Below are 19,517 nucleotides of genomic sequence, written 5' to 3'. Positions count from 1 at the left end.
ACGAAGCGGTGGGGCAGTTGGCATTCATATTGAATGTCACGGCCTCATCCTCGGATCGCCGCTCGGAGCGAGCGTTGCAACCCAACCGCTGGGAGTACCGCCATGCATGCGATATCGCAATCCGCAGTCTGGATCAAGGAACCTTCGGCGGACGCCGGGGTGGTCATCGTGACCAGCGCCGCATTGCCCAAATACATGATCGACAAGCTGCACGTGACGATAGATGACTGGGACCAGGTGGCTTATCTGGCCGTCAAGCAATCCGAGGCGTTGCTGGTCGACTGGCTGCGGGTCGGCTCCAGCCCGGAGCCGTCCGCCGGGGGCGACGCGTGTTATGCCAGCCAACTGTTGCGCTGCGTCCCCCACGGCAGCTTTCTGCTGGAAGTCGGCACGGTGCCTGGCCTGACCTGGCTGGGATCCGTCTGCGGCCACCCGCTGCGCGTCGTCGAACTGGGAACGATCGCCTCATCCACTGCGGCGATGGATCGACAGGTGGAAGAGGTGCTATCGGCGACCCGGAGTCTGGCCAAAAGCGTGCTGCAGGCGCGCGGCGTCATTTAAACCAGTCCTCGTCAATTCGCCTGTTGAAACCAGAAAGGCAACGCTTATGAGCCGAACCGCCGAGGGGCGTATCCACGCAATGAAGTGGATGCGCGAGCCTTCCAGTTGTACGCGTATCGTGGTCATCGTGAGCGGACTCGATAGCGATCATATTGATTTGATCCATCAGGGGTTCAGCTGTTTTGACAATGTTGCGTTGATCCATGTCGATACAGTGAACACCGTGAATGGCAAGCTGGTTGGCGTGCAAATGGCCAAGAGTGACTACTGTTTTGTGGTGCTCGGTGAACTGGATGAGCACGTCTTGCACGACCTTTCCATTGGCCAGCCATGCCTCTACCCGGTCGCACCAGACGAGGCAGCCGAGCGCTCCGTCATTGCCGCGGTAGAGCAAGTCAAAAGCCTCGCCCGAGGAAGCCATTCGCGCCATCTCGAAGCGATACCCGACACCTGCAGGAGTTGCCTATGAACCTGTCCAATCCCCATGCCCAATGGCCGGTCCAGGCTGTTGAGGATGAAGAAATGGCCGAGTGGCGCGAGGCCTTGCTGTCGGTCGCAGCCCACGGTGGCACGGACCGGGCCAAACAGATCCTCGACATGCTGCTGGCCGTGGCAAGCACTTCGGCCATCGGCTGGCGGCCCAGCTATGGCACCCCTTACATCAATACCATCAGCGTTGAGCGGCAACCGGTGTTTCCCGGGGACCTGGCCATCGAAGAGCGTCTGGCATCGATCATGCGCTGGAATGCCCTGGCGATGGTCGCCCGGGCCAATCACGCCTATGGGGAGTTGGGCGGACACATCGCCAGTTATGCCAGCGCGGCGGATCTGTTTGAAGTGGGCTTCAATCACTTCTTCAAGGCGCGCACCCCAACCGGCGGCGGTGATCTGGTGTTCTACCAGCCGCACTCGGCGCCAGGCGTCTATGCCCGGGCGTTCCTCGAGGGACGCCTGGAAGAAAAGGATCTGCAGCACTATCGACAAGAGATCGGCGCGCGCGCCAATGGCGCCCGGGGGTTGTCGAGTTATCCGCATCCCTGGTTGATGCCGGACTTCTGGCAGTTCCCGACGGGCTCCATGGGGATCGGTCCGATCAGCTCGATCTACCAGGCGCGTTTCATGCGTTACCTGGAGCACCGCGGCCTGCAAAAGACCTCGGGGCGAACCGTCTGGGGGGTGTTTGGCGACGGTGAAATGGATGAGCCGGAAAGCATGTCGGCGCTGACCCTGGCGGCGCGCGAAGGGCTGGATAACCTGGTCTGGGTGGTCAACTGCAACCTCCAGCGCCTGGACGGCCCGGTGCGTGGCAACGGTCGCATCATCGACGAGCTCGAGGCGTTGTTCGGCGGCGCGGGCTGGAACGTGATCAAACTGGTGTGGGGTTCCGACTGGGACAGATTGTTTGCCCGGGATAAAGACGGCGCGTTGGTCCGGGCATTGTCGGCCACGGTCGATGGCCAGTTCCAGACGTTCGCGGCCAAGGATGGGCGCTTCAACCGTGAGCATTTCTTCGGCCAGGACGAAGCCCTGGCGGATTTGGCCCACGGCCTGACCGACGAGCAGATCGACCGGCTCAAGCGCGGTGGTCATGACCTGGTGAAAATCTTTGCCGCGTATCAAAGCGCAATGCTCGAGGGCAAGGGACCTACGGTCATCCTGGCCCAGACCAAGAAGGGCTTCGGCATGGGTGACGCCGGGCAGGGCAAGATGACCGTGCACCAGCAGAAGAAGCTCGATAATGAGGCGTTGATCGCGTTCCGCAACCGTTTCAACCTGCCGTTGACCGATGAACAGGCCACCTCCCTGAGCTTCTTCAAGCCGAGCGACGACAGCGCGGAAATGCGCTACCTGCATGCACGTCGCCGGGCGTTGGGCGGCTACATGCCGGCGCGACCTTCGGCCAGCGAGTCATTGGCCGTGCCTGATGTAGACAGCTATGCCGGGTTCGCCGTCGCCGCCCAAGGCAAGGAAATGTCCACCACCATGGCCTTCGTGCGGATGCTCAGCGGTTTGCTCCGGGACAAGCAACTGGGCCCGCGCATCGTGCCGATCGTGGCGGATGAAGCGCGTACGTTCGGCATGGCCAGCCTGTTCAAGCAGATCGGCATCTACTCCAGCGTGGGGCAGCGTTATGAGCCGGAGGACATTGGTTCGATCCTCAGTTATCGGGAAGCCCTGGACGGGCAGATTCTCGAAGAGGGCATCAGCGAGGCCGGCGCCATCAGTTCCTGGGTTGCAGCGGCGACCAGCTATTCGGTACATGGTTTGCCGATGCTGCCGTTCTACATCTATTACTCGATGTTCGGCTTCCAGCGCATCGGCGACTTGATCTGGGCGGCGGCGGATCAACGGGCCCGCGGTTTTCTGCTCGGTGCCACCGCAGGCCGCACGACATTGGGTGGCGAAGGCCTGCAGCATCAGGACGGCAACAGTCATCTGATGGCGGCGATGGTCCCCAATTGTCGGGCTTACGATCCGGCATTCGCCGGCGAGTTCGCGGTGATCCTGGATCACGGCATGCGCCAGATGCTGGAGCGCCAGGTCGACGAGTTTTACTACGTCACCCTGATGAACGAGAACTACCCGCAGCCCACCCTTCCTGAAGGCGTCGAACAGGCCATTATCAAGGGCATGTATCTGTTTGCCCGGCATGAAGTCGAGGATGCCCGTGGACGTGTTCAGCTGTTGGGTTCCGGCGCGATCCTGCGCGAAGTGATTGCCGCCGCCGGGTTGCTGGCGAGCGATTGGGGGATCGACAGTCAGGTCTGGAGCGTTACCAGCTTTACCGAGTTGGCCCGGGAGGCACGGGAAGTGGAGCGCTGGAATCGATTGCATCCTGGACAACCTTCGCGCCGCAGCCATGTCCAGGCGTCGCTCAACGACTCGGTACCGATCATTGCGTGCACGGACTACGTGCGCGCCTTGCCGCAATTGATCGCCAGTTATCTCGATGCCCGTTACACGGTACTCGGCACCGATGGATTTGGCCGCAGCGATACCCGCAGCCAACTGCGCAGGTTCTTCGAAGTGGACCGCCACCAGATCGTCCTGAGTGCGCTGACCTCCCTGGTGCATGAGGGGCGTCTGGATGCCAGTGTCTGTGCCGAGGCCATCGAACGTTACGCCATTGACGTTGACGCCGTGGCCCCTTGGGACGCTTGAGGCCGCCGGCTTCATCCTGCTCGCGAAGGCGGTGGTTCAGTCACAGGGATGTTGGGCTTGCTGGCCTCATCGCGAGCAAGCTCGCTCCCACAGGTTTTTGTGGCGTGTGCAGATGCTGTGACCACCCGCGAATCCATGTGGGAGCGAGCTTGCTCGCGAAGGCGGTGGTTCAGTTACAGGGATGTTGGCTGGCTGGCCTCATCGCGAGCAAGCTCGCTCCCACAGGTTTTTGTGGCGTGTGCGGATGCTGTGACCACCCGCGAATCCATGTGGGAGCGAGCTTGCTCGCGATGGCGGTGGTTCGGTCACAGGGATGTCGAGCTTGCTCGCGAAGGCGGTGGTTCAGTTACAGGGATGTTGGCTGGCTGGCCTCATCGCGAGCAAGCTCGCTCCCACAGGTTTTTGTGGCGTGTGCAGATGCTGTGGGCACCCGCAACCCCCTGTGGGAGCGAGCTTGCTCGCGATAGCGGTGGTCCGGCTACATAGAGGCTGGACGTGTATCCTGCTCGTGTTCTTACTTTGGACTTTGATCTCGACGCCCCGTTATCTCAACTGCTCTCGCCAACAGCCAGGATGGTCGCTACCAACGCCTGGGCGCGTGGCACCAGCGTGTCCAGTTCCAGGTATTCGCGATCGGTATGGACCTTGCCACCCACCGGCCCGAGGCCACACAGGGTTGGAATGCCCAGGCTGGCGGTGAACCCGGAGTCGGCACAACCGCCGGTGAACTCGCCTTCGACGCTGAAACCCAGTGCCAGGGCTTTTTGTTGGTAGATGTGCAGCAATCGTTCGCTGTGACGGGCTTCCATCGGTAGAAAGGTGGTCGCTTCCTTGAGGATGGCATGGGTGCCGATCAGTTCTTCTTCGGCGACGATGGCCAGGATTGCGGTAAGGATTTGATCCCAGTGCTTGAGTTCGATGAAGCGCACGTCCAGCCGGGCCGAGGCGCTCGGTGCGACGGTGTTGCTGGATGTGCCCCCGGATATCAGGCCCACATTAGTCGTGATGCCTGTCGAGTAATCGGTCAAGGCATGGAGCTTGACGATCTTGCGTGCCAGGGCCTCGATGGCGCTGGCGCCGTCGGCATGGTTGACCCCGGCATGCGCCGCGCGCCCGAAGACTTCGATGATCAGCGTGGCGCCGCCTTTGCGTGCGCTGACCACGTTGCCACTGGCCCGGCCGGGTTCGGTATTGAGCACGGCGCGGGCGGCACGGGCTGCCTGTTCGATATGGGTCCTGGCGCTGCCGGAGCCGATTTCTTCGTCACCGGTGTACAGGACCTGCACCGGATAGGGCAACTGGCCGGCGCGCTTGAGCGCCTTGAGCGCAAAGCAATTGAGCACCAGGCCGCCTTTCATGTCGGCGACGCCGGGGCCATAGGCAAGGTTGCCATCGCAGCTGTAGCCGCGCGTCGTGGTGGTGCCTTTGGGGAATACCGTGTCGCGATGGCCCAGCAGCAACACCGGCTTTCCAGGTTCGCCTGGCACTTCGGCGAGCATCACGTCGCCAAAACCATCGACCGGCATGCGCTTGAGCAGGATGCCGTCGGCTTCCAGTTCTGCCGCGAGCAGCGCGCCCACCGCGTCGACGCCGGCCTTGTCATAGCTGTTGGAGTCGGTGTCGACGATACGCTGCAGCAACGCTTCCATGGCGGGGCGCTGGTCGGCAAGCCAGTCCAGCGCCTGTTGTGGCGTGGTATTCATTGCGCCTGCTCCCGCAACTGATGTTCCTGGGTCAGGCGTGCCGCGTCGTTGCCCAGGTCCCAGAACAGCCCGGCCATGATTTGCAGGCTTTCCTTGACCACCGGTGCCAGCAAGTGCTCGTTCGGCGCATGTTGCGAGCAGGCCGGGTACGAGTGCGGCACCCACAAGGTTGGCAGGCCGAGCACGTCGGCGAACACATCGTTGGGCAGCGAGCCACCGAGGTTCGGCAGCAGCGCGGGTTTTTTGCCGGTGGTCTGGGCCAAGGAGCCGAGCGCCCAATTGACCCACGGGCTTTGCGGGTCCAGCCGAGTGGCATGCATCACCTCGACGTGGCTTTGCTTGACCTCGACATTGTTGAAACCATGAGCATCCAGGTGGGCACGCACGGCCGGGATAAAGGTCGTGTAGTCGCTGTTCACCACGAAACGGATATGGCAGTGGGCATTGGCCTTGCCGGGGATCGCATGCACGGGGGCGTCCGGGTTGCCGGTCTTGAAGGCGATGACGTCGAGGGTGTTCCAGCCGAACACCTTTTCGCTCAGGGAGAGCTCGGGGTTACCCCAGTTGGCGTCGATTTCCGGATCGCCCGGTCCGCCACCCACCTCAATATCGGCCAGTGCCTGGCGAACCGGTTCAGGCAGTGTCTCGGGCATCAGGCCCGCCACTTTCACCCGACCGTGCTCATCGACCATGCTCGCGATGGCATTGGCCAGAATGATCCCGGGGTTGGCCAGCAACCCGCCCCAGTTGCCAGAGTGATGGGCGCCTTCGCGCAGATTGACCACCAGCTCGAAGTTGAACACCCCCCGTGAGCCGAGAAAAATCGTCGGTCGAGATGCCGCCAGGCGTGGGCCGTCCGAGGCGATGAAAATATCCGCCGCGAGCTCTTCACTGTGGGCGGCACAGAACGCGTTCAAGCCCGGCGAGCCTTCTTCTTCGCCCATTTCCAGCAGCAGCTTGACGTTGAACCCCAGCTTGCCGTCGCGAGCCTTGAGCGTTTGCTCCAGCGCGGTCAGGTTGATCAGGTGCTGGCCTTTGTTATCCGCCGTGCCGCGGCCGTACCAGCGATCGCCCTCGGCAATGACTTGCCACGGCGACAGGCCTTCACGCCATTGGGCTTCATAGCCGCGCACCACATCACCGTGGCCGTAGCTGAGCACGGTCGGCAGTTCCGGATGCTCGATGCGGGTGGCGATCATGAAAGGACCGCGCTCTGCCACCGGGTTGTCATAGATCTTGACGCTGAAGCCCATCGCCTCGACATGCGGGGTGATGAACTCATGGAGGTAGCGATACAACTCGGGCTGGCTGTCCGTTGCCTGGCTTTCGGTGTGCAAGGCGACGCTGCGTTCGAGCAGATTGAAAAATGCGCCGTTGTCAAATTGCGCTGTGGTGTTGCTGATGGCAAGTGAACGACTCATGAGTGGACAAGCTCCAGTGTTTGGGCGGGACTGTCGTGAAGGTGGCAACGCACGTTGCCGCCGATAATCGGATCATTGGCCGGGTAGGCCGTTTTGCAGGGGGCGAAGCAGCTCGGGCAGCGCGGGTGGAAAGCGCAGCCGGACGGTGGTGACATCGGATTGGGAAAGGTGCCGTGCAGGCCGATTTCGGGAATGCCCAGGCGCGGATCGGGCGTGAGCACCGAATCCAGCAAGGCGCGGGTATACGGGTGGCCGGGTTCAGCGAACAACGATTCGCGAGTCCGTTCTTCGACGATGCGCCCCAGGTACATCACCGCGACCCGGTCGGCGAGGTGTTCGATGACCGCCAGGTTGTGGCTGATCAGCAGATAGGTCAGGCCGAATTCGCGCTTGAGGTCTTGCAGCAGGTTGAGAATCTGCGCCTGCACCGACACGTCCAGCGCCGAGGTGGGTTCGTCGCAGATCAACACGTCAGGGCGCATGATCAACGCCCGGGCAATGGCCACCCGTTGCCGCTGGCCGCCGGACAATTGGCTCGGATAGCTGTCGATGACTCGTTTGGGCAGGCCGACCACATCGAGCATCGCTTCGGTCTTCTTGCGTCGCTCGGCGGGGCTGCCGATGTCATGCACGATCAGCGGCAGGGTAATGATGTCCCGCAGTGTCTTGCGTGGGTTCAGCGAGGAATATGGATCCTGGAATATCGGCTGGATGTGCCGGGCCATTTCCTTGCGATCTGTCGCCGCCAGATGTTTGCCATTGACCAGCACATCGCCGCTGGTAGGCGCCAACAGACCGAGCAGTAGCTTTGCCAGGGTACTTTTTCCGCAACCGGACTCACCCACCAGGCCGAGGGTCTCGCCACGCATCAGGCGCAGGGAAACACCATCCACGGCTTTCAGGATGGCGGCGGGTTTGAAAAAGCCCTTGTTGATCCGAAACTCGCGACGGATGTCACACAGCTCCAACGTGATGTCTCTTTTCATGACCTTGCGCGCTCCAGAAGGCGAATCGGTGCCGGAGCCGGTGCGGCGAACAGGCAGCGCGCCATGTGTCCGTCCTGCTCGACTTCGGGGATGTCTTGCGCACAGGCCGCTATCGCCTGAGCGCAACGATTGCGGAACGCGCAACCTTGCTGTTCGCCTACCAGGCTTGGCACCAGGCCTGGAATCGAACCCAGGGCCTCGCCCGGTTTGGTCCGGCCAGGGATTGGAATACTGGCCAGCAGACCACGGGTGTACGGATGCTGCGGGTTCTCGAACAGTTGCAGGGCAGGGGCGGTTTCGACGATTTCCCCGGCATACATCACCGCGACCCGATCGGCGATCCGTGCCACCAGCCCAAGGTCGTGGGTGATGAAAATCACCGCCAGGCCGAGCTCTTTCTGAATGTCGCGGATCAAGCGCAGGATCTGCGCCTGGATGGTCACGTCCAGGGCTGTGGTTGGCTCATCGGCGATGATCAGGTCCGGTTCGCACATCAACGCCATGGCGATGATCACCCGCTGGCGCAAACCGCCAGACAGTTGATGCGGATACTGACGCAAGCGCTCGGTGGCATTGCTGATACCGACTTTCTCCAGCATCCGCCCGGCGCGAACCAAGGCATCCTTGCGCGACACCTTGCGATGCTGGGTCAGCACTTCGCTGAGCTGATCGCCAATGCTGTAGGCCGGGTTCAGCGAGGTCATCGGTTCCTGGAAGATCATCGCCAGACGGTTTCCGCGCAGGTCGCACATGTGCCGTTCGCTCTGGCCGATCATGTCGATTCCGTCCAGTGTCAGCCGGGACGCGGTGCGTTTGGCCTTGCGTGGCAACAGGTCCATCAGCGCCAGCGACGTCAAGGATTTACCGCAGCCGGATTCGCCGACGATGCACAACATTTCACCGCGTTCGACTTCAAAGCTCAGACCGCGCACGGCATGCAGCATGTCATCCGGCGTCGGGCTGTTGCCCATGGGGATGTCCACGCGCAGGTTTTCAACATGGAGTAGTGCCATGTTCGGTACCCTCTATTAGTAAAGCCGTCTATCAGTTGCGGCCGTCGGGCAGGATCAGATCGCGCAGGCCATCGCCGACCAGGTTGATGCCCAGCACCAGAATCATCAGGGCGACGCCAGGAATGGCGATGACCCACGGGGAAAAGAACATGTAGGGTTTGCCTTCGGCGATCATCAAGCCCCAGGACGGCGTCGGCGGCTGCACGCCAACCCCAAGGAATGACAGGGCCGACTCCAGCAGGATCGCGTGGGCCATTTCCAGCGTCGCGACGACGATCAGTGCGCCGACCAGATTGGGCAGGATTTCACTGACCAGAATGCGCAGGGTCGAGCAGCCCAGCGCCTGGGCCGACGCCACATATTCAGCATCGCGAATCTGTTGCACCGAAGCCCTGACCACCACCGCGAAGCGATCCCATAACAGGCAACCCAGCAGCACGATCACTACTTTCAGCGAACCGCCCATCAACGAGGCCGAGGCCAGCGCGACCATCACGACCGGCATCGCCAGCCGAGTGGTGATCAGGTAGCTGATGAACGCATCGACCTTGCCGCCGTAGTAACCCGCCAACAGCCCCATCACAGTGCCGATAAAGCCGGAAATCAACGCCGCCGCAATGCCGATGAACAGTGAGATACGTGCGCCGTAGAGCAGTCGTGACAGGTAATCACGGCCCAGCTTGTCGGTTCCCAGCACGTATTCCCACGTGCCGTTGGCCATCCATGCCGGCGGTTTCATGCGCAGCATCACGTCTTGCGCATAAGGGTCATGAGGCGCCAGCCACGGGGCGAAGAGTGCGCCGGTGAAGATGATCAGCAACAACACCGTGCCAATGGCGAAACCACGATGGCGAAAGCTCTTGCCAAGCATTCGGCTCAGGCTGCTGGGTGGTGGCAGGTAGTCATTGATCGCGAGGGTAGTGGGGGTGCTCATGTAAGCCTCCTAGCGCACGCGAATGCGCGGGTCGAGCAGTGCGTTGAGCACATCGGCCAGCAAGGTGAGGATGATGTAGATCACCGCAATCAGCAGGACCACGGCCTGTACCACCGGAAAGTCGTCACGGGCGATGGCGTCCCAGGCGAGTTGTCCGATGCCTTGCAGGGAGAACACGGTTTCGATCACCACCGAACCGCCGAGCATGAAACCGAACTCCACCGCCGCCAGCGCGACGACCGGAATCAGGGCGTTGCGCAGTGCGTGCTTGAACAACACGCGGGCAGGGCGCAGGCCCTTGGCGCGGGCGGTGCGGATGTAATCGGAACTGAGCACATCAAGCATGCCTGCACGGGTCAGGCGCATGATTGCCGGTGTTGCGTAGTAGCCCAAGGCAATGGCCGGCATGACGAAGTGCAGCAGGGTCGAATTGCCGGACACCGGCAGCCACTTGAGCGTCACGGCGAACACCACGATCAACATCAACGCAAACCAGAAACTGGGCATGGCCTGGCCCAGTACCGCGATGCTCAAGGCCAGTCGGTCGACCCAGGTGTCGCGCTTGACCGCGGCCAGCACCCCCAGTGGAATCGCCACCAGCAAGGCGATGCCCAGCGCCATGGCTCCTAACCCGAGGGTGATCGGCAAGCGGCTGGCGACGAGGTTGTAGACCGATTCCTGGAAGAAAAACGAGTTGCCCAAGTCCAGCCGCAGCAGATCGCCCAGCCAGTTGAAGTACTGGGTCGGTAGCGGTTTGTTCAAACCGTATTGCACGCGAATCTGTTCGATCTGTTCGCTGGTGGCTTCCGGTCCGCCAATGGCCGTGGCCAGGTCGCCGGACAGGTGCAACAGGGAAAAGCTGATCACCGACACGGTAATGGCGACGCATATAGCGATGCCCAGCCGGCGCAGAAGGAATCCAAGCATGGCGAGCTTCCTCATATCCAATGGATGGCGTGTGTGAGGAGGTGTCCGTGGTGCGGTTGGTCCGCAAGCCACGGCACCTCTCGATCAATCCGCTCGGTTGCGGATCACTTCCAGCTGGACTGAACGAAACGCGGCAGCTCATCCGGGTATGACGTGAACGCCAGTTCGGAGGTGTAGGCGTAGTTCATCGAGTAGTTGAACAGCGGCGCCCAGTACGCCTGTTCGCTGATGCGCTGCAACGCCTTGCGGTAGTTGTCCTTGCGCAATTGCGGGTCGAGGGCGTTGTCAGCGGTCTGCAGCCAGCCCTGGACTTGCGGATCCTTGATGTTGTCGTCCGGGTTGCCCTTGAACCAGGTGCCGGCCGACGCCGAGGTGTCGAGGATCGAGAACGAGCCCCAGGCCTGAAACGACATGGGCACCTTGCCGCCACGTTGCTGATCGCGCAGAGCGGCGTACTTCAAGAAGCGCAGCTTGGCGTTGATGCCCACGGCGCGCAGGTTGCCGATGATGGCTTCGACGTAATCGCGGTCGCGATAAGCGAAGATTTCGGTCTCGAAGCCATTGGGGTAACCGGCTTCGGCGAGCAGCGCCTTGGCCTTGGCCGGGTCGTAGTCGTAGACCGTGGCCGCGGTGGTATCGCAGCCGAACTGGCCTGGATAGCAGGCAACCTGCAGGGGTTTGGCTTCGCCCCCCACCAATTGCGTGGCCAGCGCATTGCGGTTGATCGCATGGTTGATGGCCTGACGCACCTTGAGGTTTTTCATCGGCGAGTTTTCAGTGGAGGTGCCTCGAGCATCAAGAATCAGGAAGCCGATGCGCATGGTTTCGCCGCTGGTCACGGTCAGGTTCGACATACCTTTGAGATCGACTGCCTGATCCGAGGTCACACGCCAGGTCCAGTCGACACCATCGGTCATCAACTCGGCCAGGCGGGTTTCGGCATCCGGGATCACCCGGAACTTGAGGTGGCCGATATGGGGCTTGCCTTGCGGGCTGTCCGGGAAGTAGTCCTTGTTGATCTCCATGGTCACGCCTTCGCCAGCCACCACCGACACGGCTTTATAGGGTCCGGTACCGATTGGCTTGCGGCTGAATTCGGCCAGGCCGACCTTTTCGAAATACTGCTTGGGGAACATCGGAACGGCGTTGGACAGGTATTCCAGTGCCGGAGGGAAGGGCTTCTTCAAATGCAGGCGGACGCTGTAGTCACCGGTTTTTTCGGCGCTCTTGATCCAGTCCACGTTTTGCACGGTCACGACTTTCGCTTCGGGCGACACCACGTAGTTGAGGGTGAACACCACGTCGTCGGCGGTGAAGCTATCGCCGTTGTGAAATTTGACGCCTTTGCGCAGCTCGAAGTCGATGGTGGTGTCATCGACCTGTGTCCAGCGGGTGGCCAACATGGGCTGGTATTCGCCGCTGTTGGGATCGCGGTAGATCAGGTTGTCCCAGATCAGCCGGCCGAGAATCACGCCTTCGCGTAGATCGTTGTGATAGGGGCTGATGTTTTCAGGCTCGCTGTCGGAAGCGTAAACCAGGGTGTCGTTGGCTTTACCGGCATGAGCCGGAAAACTGCTGATGAGGCCCATCAGCGCGATAGTGCAGGCGAAACCTTTGATGCCCATGCCGTCGTCTCCGTTGGCGAGAGTGGTTGAATCAAAGGGCAGCGAATCGCAAACGCGGAAAGGAGGGTAAAAAGACCAGGTCATGTTTTTTTTGATCTGGACACGAATGTAGGGAAAGGCTATCAATGCCACAAGAATAATATTTCGATACTTCCTTTGCCGAAAAGGCAAACCTTGGGGGCGCCGATGCAGCTGTATGGTGTGCAGTCCACGGCACTGCGCTATTTTCTTGAAGTGGCGCGATGCGGATCGATCAGCGAAGCCTCGGTACGGCTGAACGTCGCGGCGTCAGCGGTGAGCCGGCAGATTGCCAAGCTTGAATTGGCCCTGGATGCCAGCCTGTTCGAGCGTCGTGCCCGGGGCATGGTGCTGAGCGAGGCGGGGGTACGACTGGCGGCTTATGCGCGCAAGTCGCAGCTTGAGGCCGAGCAGGTGGTGCTGGAAATTACCGAGCTGCATGGCTTGCAACGAGGTCATGTGCATGTGGCCTGCTCGGAAGGCTTTGCGCTGGAGTACATGCCCAGGACCATCAGCGCGTTCCGGCGTGAGTATCAGGGCATTCATTTCACGTTGGAGGTCTGTGCGCCTGCCGAAGCGACCGAGAAGGTTCGTTCCGGCGAAGCCGATCTGGCGATGACCTTCAGCCTGACGCCGCAAAAGGAAATCAAGGTCGAACATGTCCTGAGCGGGGCGATTTTTGCCGTGGTCTCCAACGCCCATCCTTTGGCCGGACGTGAAGCGGTCAGCCTCGCTGAGTTGCAACCCTGGCCCATTGCGTTACCCAAGGCCGACACCACGATACGGCAACTGTTCGACATCTGTTGCGGTGTACAGGGCTTGTTGTTCGACCCGGTGTTGACCACTAATTACGTTGCCTCGCTCTATAGCTTCGTCCGCGAAGAGGGGGGTATCAGCCTGGCCAGCGAAATGACCTTGCACAAGCAGGTGGCGGACAAGGCACTGCAATGCTTGCCGATCCTCGATGAAGGCATGCATGCGCGGCGCATCGAACTGCAAAGCATGGCTGGACGCAATCTACCGGCAGCGGTTTGTGCATTCAGGGATTTTCTGATTGCGGATCTGGCGAAAGCCAGGCTCTGAGCCGGGTGAGTGTGTTTTCAATGCTTGCATGACGTCATTCGATTTTCTTGACCATCAGCCGCCGCGCTGTATTTGCTCCAGGATCAGGCTATCGGTGATGTTCATGTCATCCAGCAACAGAAACATCTTGCTCAGCACCTCGGCCATTTTCTTGTCGGTGTCGGCGAACGGCAGGTAGAAGTCCGTGACGTGGCTGCCTGCGGGCACGATGCACAGGTAATTGCCGGGTTCGATATGGATGGCGGCGCTGCCCAGATGAATGCGGTAGTTCGCACGCTGACCGGTAATGTGCAGAAAATGCCCTTCGCATTTAACGTTTCGCAGCCCTAGCCCTTGAATCAGCTCGCCGACCAGTTCGGCGCGTCGTTGCACGGTTTCGTGGCTGGTGCTGTAGTCGTCTGCGGCGTGGGCCACGGAGACCAGCAGGTCGGCGTCACGCATGACTTCCGAGAACAGCAGCGGCGGTACTTGCTCAAGAGGGATGGCTTTGTGGTCGCGGTGGAACGCAATCGTGTCGAAGGTAAAGTGTTCTGTTTCCGAGAGGTAATGACCGGTATCCAGAAAGTTGAACAAGGCATAAATGCCGTGCTCTTTGCTCTCGTAATAGATGTCCTCGACGCTGGAGGTCGACCAGTTGCGGACCTGTAGCAACCGGGCGGCGACTTTGGCTTTCAGGCGGTGGCCGGCAAAGCGGTTGGACCACAGGCCGGTGTCTCGCTCGGCCGGTGTGAGCAGGTACAACTCGCGAAAGGCCTGTTTGAACGGCTGCACGCGGCGATGGATCACCACGTCTTTCTGCCAGGCCGACAGTTGCCCTGCCGTGAACAGATGAAAAGGGTGAGCGATACGCAGGGTCTTTTCAGCGACGTGTTGGCGGCCTTCTAGGTCAGTCACCGTCAGCGTTGCGACATCGAGCCAGCCCAGCGCAGCCTCGTCGGCCTGCACGATCAGTTGTTCCAGCAGCAGGCGAACGGCGGGCATTTTCAACAGCGGCTTCAGGTCGTCCAGGGCCAGGGTTTCGCCGCTGCTCATCATCGCTTCCAGGGTGCGGCAGAAGCGGCCGATCTGCTCCTTGAGCTGGGTCTGCTGCGTTTTGAGGGCGATGAAGTCTGCGTTCTTGCGAATCGCTGGCGGTGCGGTCTTGAGCGTCTTTGCGGCCTTGCAGATGTGCAACGTGGGTGACAAACCGTCGATGACGAGGGTGACGTCATAGCCATCGATGGTGGCGGCGGTCAGGGCGGACTCGGCGATCTCCGATTCCATGGCCCATTCCAGGCGAATCGCCGAGGGGTAGCCGGCGACACGCGCCAGGTTTTCCAGGCCTGCGTGCACCGCTGCGTGGGAGTTGGCCTGGCGTTCAGCGCCGTACTTGCGCACCTCTTTGTGCAGTTTCTTGAGTGTCAGATAGCGTTGGCGTACGTCGTCCGCATCCTTGACGGGCAGTACACCATAGATGCGCATGGCCGCCTGTGCATGGCGGGTCAACTTCTTTTCCAGCGCCGCTCGACCGATGCCCTGGTAGGCGTCGAGCAGCACACGGGTCTCGGGAAATGCCCAATGCGAGGGTTCGAGCGCCGCGAGGTACTCGCGCAGGTGGTCTGGGTCGGCCTCGGCCAGCGCCTTGTCCAGCAGGTAGCGGTCCACCACACCCACGGTTTCATCCAGCGTATTGGGCAGGTCGGTGCCCCAGCCGGATCGAGGTGCCAGGGCAATGTTCAGGTATTCACGCTGGAAGGCGTGCAGATCGCTCCAGCCGAGCGCATCGAGCACCACCCGGCTGGCTTGTCCGGCGTAGGGCAGGGCGGTCAGCAGGGTATTTCTTGAAAAGCCGAACAACGCCGCGAGCAGCGCTGCCGATTGGTCTTTGGGCAAATCCTGAAGCAGCAGGAAGCATTGGAGCACCGCGGCCGTATCGCCGAAGCTGTCAAAGTCGTCCGGCGTCATGCCCAGTCGTTCGATGACCGCCAAGGCCTGCAGCAACCAGCGGGTCTGATACACCTCGACCGAGCGGAAGGTGTCAGCCAGCCTCTCGGCGTCATCGGGCAATCCAGCCAGGGCGTCCTCGACGTAACGAACGGTGAAGTTCGCCAGTTCCGAGGGCACTTCGGTGGGGGCGTCGTCAAGCTGAGATGACTCATCATCGCTGTCTTGCGGGTCATCGTCGTTTGAGTCGTCTTCGTCGAAATCTTCATCGACGTACCGGTTCAGGTCCACATCGTCGCTGTCCAGTCCGCTGTCGTCTGAGTAGAACATCATGGCGCGGCCCCAGGTATTGGCCGCCCGGACGAAGCGCGGGTAATCGAGGCGACCCGCTTCCATCAGGCCCAGGGCGATGCGCCTGATTTCCTTGTGCCCGTAGATGTATGCATCGGCGATTTTCCTTTGTTCACCGCCCGGCGTCGAAGGGGGCTGCTCGCGGTTCCAGCTGCCGTCCAGCAACCATTCGGCGAAGGTCTGCCAGGCCGGGGTGGACGGGTAATCGCTCAGGCGCTGGATGCAGGCCTGAACATCGGGGAAGGCCCAGGCCTGGTCCGGACTTCTTCGGTAATAGGCGGGGCCATCTTCGTCAGTGGGCAGTGGATAGTCACTGTCCTCGAAGGCAAATTGCAGCATGTGCCGCAGTCGCGCGCAGATCTGCTCCAGCGCATAGGCATCCGGGTGAGCCGTGACCCAGGCATCGCAGAGTCGATATTGCAGACCGTAGCGCTGTTGATCGCGGCGGTCCTCCAGATCGTCCCAAACGGTCGGGAACACAAAACCATCAGCCAGTGCCTTGGGTCCATCCTCGGGATGCTGCCTGACCCAGTCATCGGCCAGGCGCAGGAAGTCGATATCGTCCCAGAAATCGGGCTCGAATTCGTCATGCTGGCTGAGCTCGGGATAGTCATCCAGCGCTCTATCACAGAATGCTCGCAGTGCTGCGAGGCGTGTGGCTTGTTCAGGCACAGGACGGCGTGACGGCATGATGTTGTCCGAAGAAGTGAGTGACGAGGATCAACCGCCAAGCAGCGGCACCAAGCGGATAAACGCGAGGGTGGAAGGGGGACTCAGTTCGATTGTCTCATCGAGCCTTTGCAGCATGACGCCGTTGTGCAGGACGCGGAACGCACGGCTTTCAAAACCCTTCAAGGCTCGTTCGACCTCAACGTCGACATCCAGGTCTGCAGGCGCGCAGGCCTGGGGCATGACCACCGCGCCTTCACTGGCTTGCCGAAGAATGTCCCGTTCGCTCAGGTATTGGCGGTCGAGCACTTCACGCACTGACATCTGTTCCAGCCAGTGCTGGACCGACAGCGCGGCGATCTGTTCGGCTACGGTCAGGCGAATGAGCTCGGCGACCGTCAAGGTCGACGCAGTCGGTGTCAGGGTGACAGGGGGCAGCAAAGGCTCTTGGCGTGCGCCTTTCAGGCAATAGCTATGAACCACGAACTCCATGACGCATTCCTTGCAAACCAGGCCAGCCGGGCGGATGGCACCGTAGCATAGCCCTGTGTGCAGTCAATTTCATCGCGCCGCGTTCTCTTTTCATCTTGACGATATTCGCCAGTCAGCCTCCCGGTGCCGAGCGGCCGATGAACCTCTGTTGTTGGCGAAAAAAACGTAGTGCTAAGGCTGGACTGTGCTCTTGGTGGAGACGATTTTGCCGTAACCTTCTATCGGCGACGTCTCGACCACCACCGTACGCTCGCTGCGACATTTGAACTTCACACCTTTGCGCGGCGCCATGACCCGGGCCGTCTCCATGCACATTGCCCTGGTCGCGAAGGTAGGCCCTGGTTTTCGCTCCTCGACACAACCTTCGATGCCACTGCAGATCGTCATCACAACAAAATAAACAGTCATCATCTCCGTATTGCTCCCTTGCGCGATGCGAGTGAACACATCCTGTAGTCCAGGTCGGCTGGCCTAAACGTTTAGCGGGGTTGCCTTCGGATAATGAGCTTCGATTTAAATCGCCAGCAATGGCACGTTGGTACCGCGCGTCGGGAAACTGTCGCTGTATTAATATATTTTTATTGCATAGATTTTTATGCCAATAACTTGGCGTCATCCGCGTGCCGGGGGAGGGTGAACGTGGGGTCCATGAACACCCGGGAACCCCTGTGGGAGCCGAGCTTGCTCGCGATAGCGTCGGTACATCCACCATCACTACAAGCTGACCCCGCGCCAGCAAGCCCGTCGTTGCACAGCTTGCCTACAACGACAGAGGAAAAGGCGCTAGCATGAGCGTTTACTCATAGAAGGGAACATCATGCGAAACCTTCCTCCTTCTTCGAGCCTGCGCGCCTTTGAAGCCGCTACGCGGCACGCCACGTTCACCGCGGCAGCAGAGGAGTTGCATGTCACACAGAGCGCAGTGAGCCACCAGCTCAAACATTTGGAACAGCTCTGGGGATTGCAACTGTTTCATCGCGGTAACTCGCTGCACCTGACCTCGGCAGGCGCAGCGCTTGCGCCCATCGTGCGGGAGTTTTTCATGAAGCTCGAGGCCACCCTGGCCGATTTGCGCGAGCAAAACGGGCGGCAGCGGCTGAGCGTGAGCACGACCTATTCTTTCGCCTTGAAGTGGTTGCTGCCCAGGCTTCCTGATTTGGCGCAAGCGCATCCGGAAATCCTGCTTACCCTGGACAGCACCGATAGCCCCATCAACTTCTCGACGACAGACCCGGACGTGGCTATCCGCCTGGGCAACGGGCATTTCCCTTCGCTGTTTTCAGAATTCCTGTTCCGCGAGCAGATTTTCCCAGTCGCCAGCCCAGCGTTGCTCGCCCGCTTTGGTACGCCTCAAACGGCCGCCGAATTGCTGCGCTATCCACTGCTTACGCGCGATGGTGCAGCGTTGGTGCCGAAATGGGAGCAGTGGTTTGCCCAGGTGGGCGTCGAGGTCACGACCTTGAAGGAAAGCATTCGCTACGCAGATACCAATATGACCATCGAGGCGGCGCTCTTGGGACACGGTATCGCGCTGGCACGCAGCGGGCATGTCGAAGCCGAGCTCAATGACGGCCGTCTTGAAAGGCTTTTCGAACTGCCGTGCGCGTCGCCCCTGGCGTATTACTTCGTATGCCCCAAGGGGATCGAGACTCAGCCTCATATCACCGGCTTTCGTCGTTGGCTGGTTACCCAGGCCCTGGACGCTCAGCACGCTTATACATGAGGTTTTCCTCATGCCGGGATGAAGAGACTTTGCTTTTTTAGCGCGACTCGATCGGTCTAGGATGATGCATGCCCTTACACATCATCTGCCTCGTCCTGTTCGCCGCGCTGCTACACGCCAGTTGGAATGCCATGCTGCGTGGGGGAGCCGACCGTTTGTGGTCCATGACCATCATGTGCATAGCGATAGCCTTGGCGAGCGTCATCGTGGCGGTGCTGCTGGCACCGCCCGCCCGTGCCAGCTGGTTTTGCGTCGGACTCTCCGCGGTATTGCACGTGGGTTACAACCTGTTCCTGGTGCGCAGTTACAAGTCCGGCGACCTGGGCCAGACCTATCCAATCGCCCGTGGTGTATCCCCGATCCTGATTGTCCTGGCCGCTTCGCTGTTCGCGGACGAGCGCGTGGCGCCGAGTGGACTGCTGGGTATTGCGTTGGTGTCGACCGGAATCCTCTCGCTGGCTTATACCGGGCGCCGGCGGACGTTGCCTGACTTGCCCTATGCACTGGGGACTGGTTTTTTCATTGCCGCCTACAGCGTTGTCGATGGCATAGGTGTTCGCCTCTCCGGGGCGCCAATGGCCTACACCGCCTGGATGTGCCTGTTGTGGGGCGTGATGATGCCCCTGGTTTATATCGGACTGCGAGATGCCAGGAGCCTCTTTGCCTTGCGACCAGGTATCACCGTGGCCTTCGCTGGCGGGCTGGTTTCATTGCTGGCCTACGGCGTCGTGATCTATGCCATGGCCCATGCCCCGATGGGGGCGGTGTCCGCCCTGCGCGAAACCAGTGTCATGTTCGCCGCTTTGATCGGGTACGCATTTCTTGGCGAAGCATTGACCTTGCGCAAGCTGTTGGCCTGCGCCGTCATTGCCCTCGGTACGCTGGTGATCGGCTGACGCTGCTTTTTTCATTGGGCTGTGAGGATT

At 60.8% G+C, this 19,517-nt stretch carries 16 protein-coding genes; 6 read left to right on the top strand and 10 right to left on the bottom strand.

All coding sequences use genetic code 11. The features are described from left to right. Positions 1 to 102: 102 nt before the first annotated feature. From AO356_RS29440 to mdeB, 3 genes are read left to right on the top strand one after another with little or no spacing between them, the layout of a single operon-like run. On the top strand, positions 103 to 561 hold the full coding sequence (locus AO356_RS29440) for a hypothetical protein (RefSeq protein ID WP_060742853.1): 459 nt from the start codon (positions 103 to 105) through the stop codon (positions 559 to 561). Between the two features lie 46 nt (positions 562 to 607). Beyond that, on the top strand, positions 608 to 1,030 hold the full coding sequence (locus AO356_RS29435) for a hypothetical protein (RefSeq protein WP_081015449.1): 423 nt from the start codon (positions 608 to 610) through the stop codon (positions 1,028 to 1,030). Further along, positions 1,027 to 3,723: an alpha-ketoglutarate dehydrogenase gene (gene mdeB, locus AO356_RS29430; RefSeq protein ID WP_060742852.1), complete on the top strand. Its 2,697-nt coding sequence runs from the start codon at positions 1,027 to 1,029 to the stop codon at positions 3,721 to 3,723. Before AO356_RS29435 ends, mdeB begins: the two co-directional genes overlap by 4 nt. Positions 3,724 to 4,271: 548 nt before the next feature. Here mdeB and AO356_RS29425 read toward each other — a convergent pair. The 7 genes from AO356_RS29425 to AO356_RS29395 all read right to left on the bottom strand — a co-directional run bounded on the left by AO356_RS29425 (position 4,272) and on the right by AO356_RS29395 (position 12,332). Beyond that, positions 4,272 to 5,426 (bottom strand): M20 family metallopeptidase, encoded by a 1,155-nt coding sequence (locus AO356_RS29425; RefSeq protein ID WP_060742851.1) that lies wholly within the window; start codon positions 5,424 to 5,426, stop codon positions 4,272 to 4,274. Beyond that, complete coding sequence (locus AO356_RS29420; protein WP_060742850.1) at positions 5,423 to 6,847, bottom strand: M20 family metallopeptidase; 1,425 nt, start codon at positions 6,845 to 6,847, stop codon at positions 5,423 to 5,425. Before AO356_RS29420 ends, AO356_RS29425 begins: the two co-directional genes overlap by 4 nt. Continuing rightward, the gene (locus tag AO356_RS29415) at positions 6,844 to 7,833 is read right to left on the bottom strand and encodes an ABC transporter ATP-binding protein (RefSeq protein ID WP_060742849.1); all 990 of its coding nucleotides are present in this window, start codon (positions 7,831 to 7,833) and stop codon (positions 6,844 to 6,846) included. The genes AO356_RS29420 and AO356_RS29415 overlap by 4 nt, the downstream gene beginning before the upstream one ends. After that, positions 7,830 to 8,846 (bottom strand): ABC transporter ATP-binding protein, encoded by a 1,017-nt coding sequence (locus tag AO356_RS29410; RefSeq protein ID WP_060742848.1) that lies wholly within the window; start codon positions 8,844 to 8,846, stop codon positions 7,830 to 7,832. Before AO356_RS29410 ends, AO356_RS29415 begins: the two co-directional genes overlap by 4 nt. Positions 8,847 to 8,877: 31 nt before the next feature. Next, a complete protein-coding gene (locus tag AO356_RS29405) occupies positions 8,878 to 9,780 on the bottom strand; it encodes an ABC transporter permease (protein WP_060742847.1) in 903 nt (300 codons plus the stop codon). Between the two features lie 9 nt (positions 9,781 to 9,789). Next, positions 9,790 to 10,707: an ABC transporter permease gene (locus AO356_RS29400; protein ID WP_024077467.1), complete on the bottom strand. Its 918-nt coding sequence runs from the start codon at positions 10,705 to 10,707 to the stop codon at positions 9,790 to 9,792. Between the two features lie 104 nt (positions 10,708 to 10,811). Continuing rightward, positions 10,812 to 12,332 (bottom strand): ABC transporter substrate-binding protein, encoded by a 1,521-nt coding sequence (locus AO356_RS29395; RefSeq protein ID WP_060742846.1) that lies wholly within the window; start codon positions 12,330 to 12,332, stop codon positions 10,812 to 10,814. A gap of 186 nt (positions 12,333 to 12,518) precedes the next feature. Here AO356_RS29395 and AO356_RS29390 point away from each other — a divergent pair, with 186 nt between their 5' ends. Beyond that, positions 12,519 to 13,433 (top strand): LysR substrate-binding domain-containing protein, encoded by a 915-nt coding sequence (locus AO356_RS29390; RefSeq protein ID WP_060742845.1) that lies wholly within the window; start codon positions 12,519 to 12,521, stop codon positions 13,431 to 13,433. 54 nt (positions 13,434 to 13,487) lie between these two features. Here AO356_RS29390 and AO356_RS29385 read toward each other — a convergent pair whose 3' ends face one another. The 3 genes from AO356_RS29385 to AO356_RS29375 form a co-directional block, all read right to left on the bottom strand. Beyond that, entirely contained in the window at positions 13,488 to 16,397 is a 2,910-nt protein-coding gene (locus AO356_RS29385; protein ID WP_060742844.1) for a DUF4132 domain-containing protein, read from the bottom strand. A gap of 30 nt (positions 16,398 to 16,427) precedes the next feature. Then, complete coding sequence (locus AO356_RS29380) at positions 16,428 to 16,868, bottom strand: hypothetical protein (RefSeq protein ID WP_060742843.1); 441 nt, start codon at positions 16,866 to 16,868, stop codon at positions 16,428 to 16,430. Between the two features lie 171 nt (positions 16,869 to 17,039). Continuing rightward, entirely contained in the window at positions 17,040 to 17,315 is a 276-nt protein-coding gene (locus tag AO356_RS29375; RefSeq protein ID WP_060742842.1) for a hypothetical protein, read from the bottom strand. Between the two features lie 370 nt (positions 17,316 to 17,685). On the opposite strand from AO356_RS29375, the gene gcvA reads away from it, so the two are divergent. Then, positions 17,686 to 18,591, top strand: a complete 906-nt coding sequence (gene gcvA / locus AO356_RS29370) for a transcriptional regulator GcvA (protein WP_060742841.1) — start codon at positions 17,686 to 17,688, stop codon at positions 18,589 to 18,591. Between the two features lie 68 nt (positions 18,592 to 18,659). Beyond that, the gene (locus AO356_RS29365; protein WP_060742840.1) at positions 18,660 to 19,487 is read left to right on the top strand and encodes a DMT family transporter; all 828 of its coding nucleotides are present in this window, start codon (positions 18,660 to 18,662) and stop codon (positions 19,485 to 19,487) included. Positions 19,488 to 19,517 lie beyond the last annotated feature (30 nt).

The organism is Pseudomonas fluorescens (assembly GCF_001307275.1).
Lineage (GTDB): Bacteria > Pseudomonadota > Gammaproteobacteria > Pseudomonadales > Pseudomonadaceae > Aquipseudomonas > Aquipseudomonas fluorescens_AA.
This window is presented reverse-complemented; position numbering and strand designations above follow the sequence as displayed.

What these genes read in the sequence shown, in the direction of transcription:
- AO356_RS29440 (WP_060742853.1), top strand. Translation starts at nt 103, where the DNA reads ATGCATGCGATATCGCAATCCGCAGTCTGGATCAAGGAACCTTCGGCG.
- AO356_RS29435 (WP_081015449.1), top strand. Translation starts at nt 608, where the DNA reads ATGAGCCGAACCGCCGAGGGGCGTATCCACGCAATGAAGTGGATGCGC.
- mdeB (WP_060742852.1), top strand. Translation starts at nt 1,027, where the DNA reads ATGAACCTGTCCAATCCCCATGCCCAATGGCCGGTCCAGGCTGTTGAG.
- AO356_RS29425 (WP_060742851.1), bottom strand. Translation starts at nt 5,426, where the DNA reads ATGAATACCACGCCACAACAGGCGCTGGACTGGCTTGCCGACCAGCGC.
- AO356_RS29420 (WP_060742850.1), bottom strand. Translation starts at nt 6,847, where the DNA reads ATGAGTCGTTCACTTGCCATCAGCAACACCACAGCGCAATTTGACAAC.
- AO356_RS29415 (WP_060742849.1), bottom strand. Translation starts at nt 7,833, where the DNA reads ATGAAAAGAGACATCACGTTGGAGCTGTGTGACATCCGTCGCGAGTTT.
- AO356_RS29410 (WP_060742848.1), bottom strand. Translation starts at nt 8,846, where the DNA reads ATGGCACTACTCCATGTTGAAAACCTGCGCGTGGACATCCCCATGGGC.
- AO356_RS29405 (WP_060742847.1), bottom strand. Translation starts at nt 9,780, where the DNA reads ATGAGCACCCCCACTACCCTCGCGATCAATGACTACCTGCCACCACCC.
- AO356_RS29400 (WP_024077467.1), bottom strand. Translation starts at nt 10,707, where the DNA reads ATGCTTGGATTCCTTCTGCGCCGGCTGGGCATCGCTATATGCGTCGCC.
- AO356_RS29395 (WP_060742846.1), bottom strand. Translation starts at nt 12,332, where the DNA reads ATGGGCATCAAAGGTTTCGCCTGCACTATCGCGCTGATGGGCCTCATC.
- AO356_RS29390 (WP_060742845.1), top strand. Translation starts at nt 12,519, where the DNA reads ATGCAGCTGTATGGTGTGCAGTCCACGGCACTGCGCTATTTTCTTGAA.
- AO356_RS29385 (WP_060742844.1), bottom strand. Translation starts at nt 16,397, where the DNA reads ATGCCGTCACGCCGTCCTGTGCCTGAACAAGCCACACGCCTCGCAGCA.
- AO356_RS29380 (WP_060742843.1), bottom strand. Translation starts at nt 16,868, where the DNA reads ATGGAGTTCGTGGTTCATAGCTATTGCCTGAAAGGCGCACGCCAAGAG.
- gcvA (WP_060742841.1), top strand. Translation starts at nt 17,686, where the DNA reads ATGCGAAACCTTCCTCCTTCTTCGAGCCTGCGCGCCTTTGAAGCCGCT.
- AO356_RS29365 (WP_060742840.1), top strand. Translation starts at nt 18,660, where the DNA reads ATGCCCTTACACATCATCTGCCTCGTCCTGTTCGCCGCGCTGCTACAC.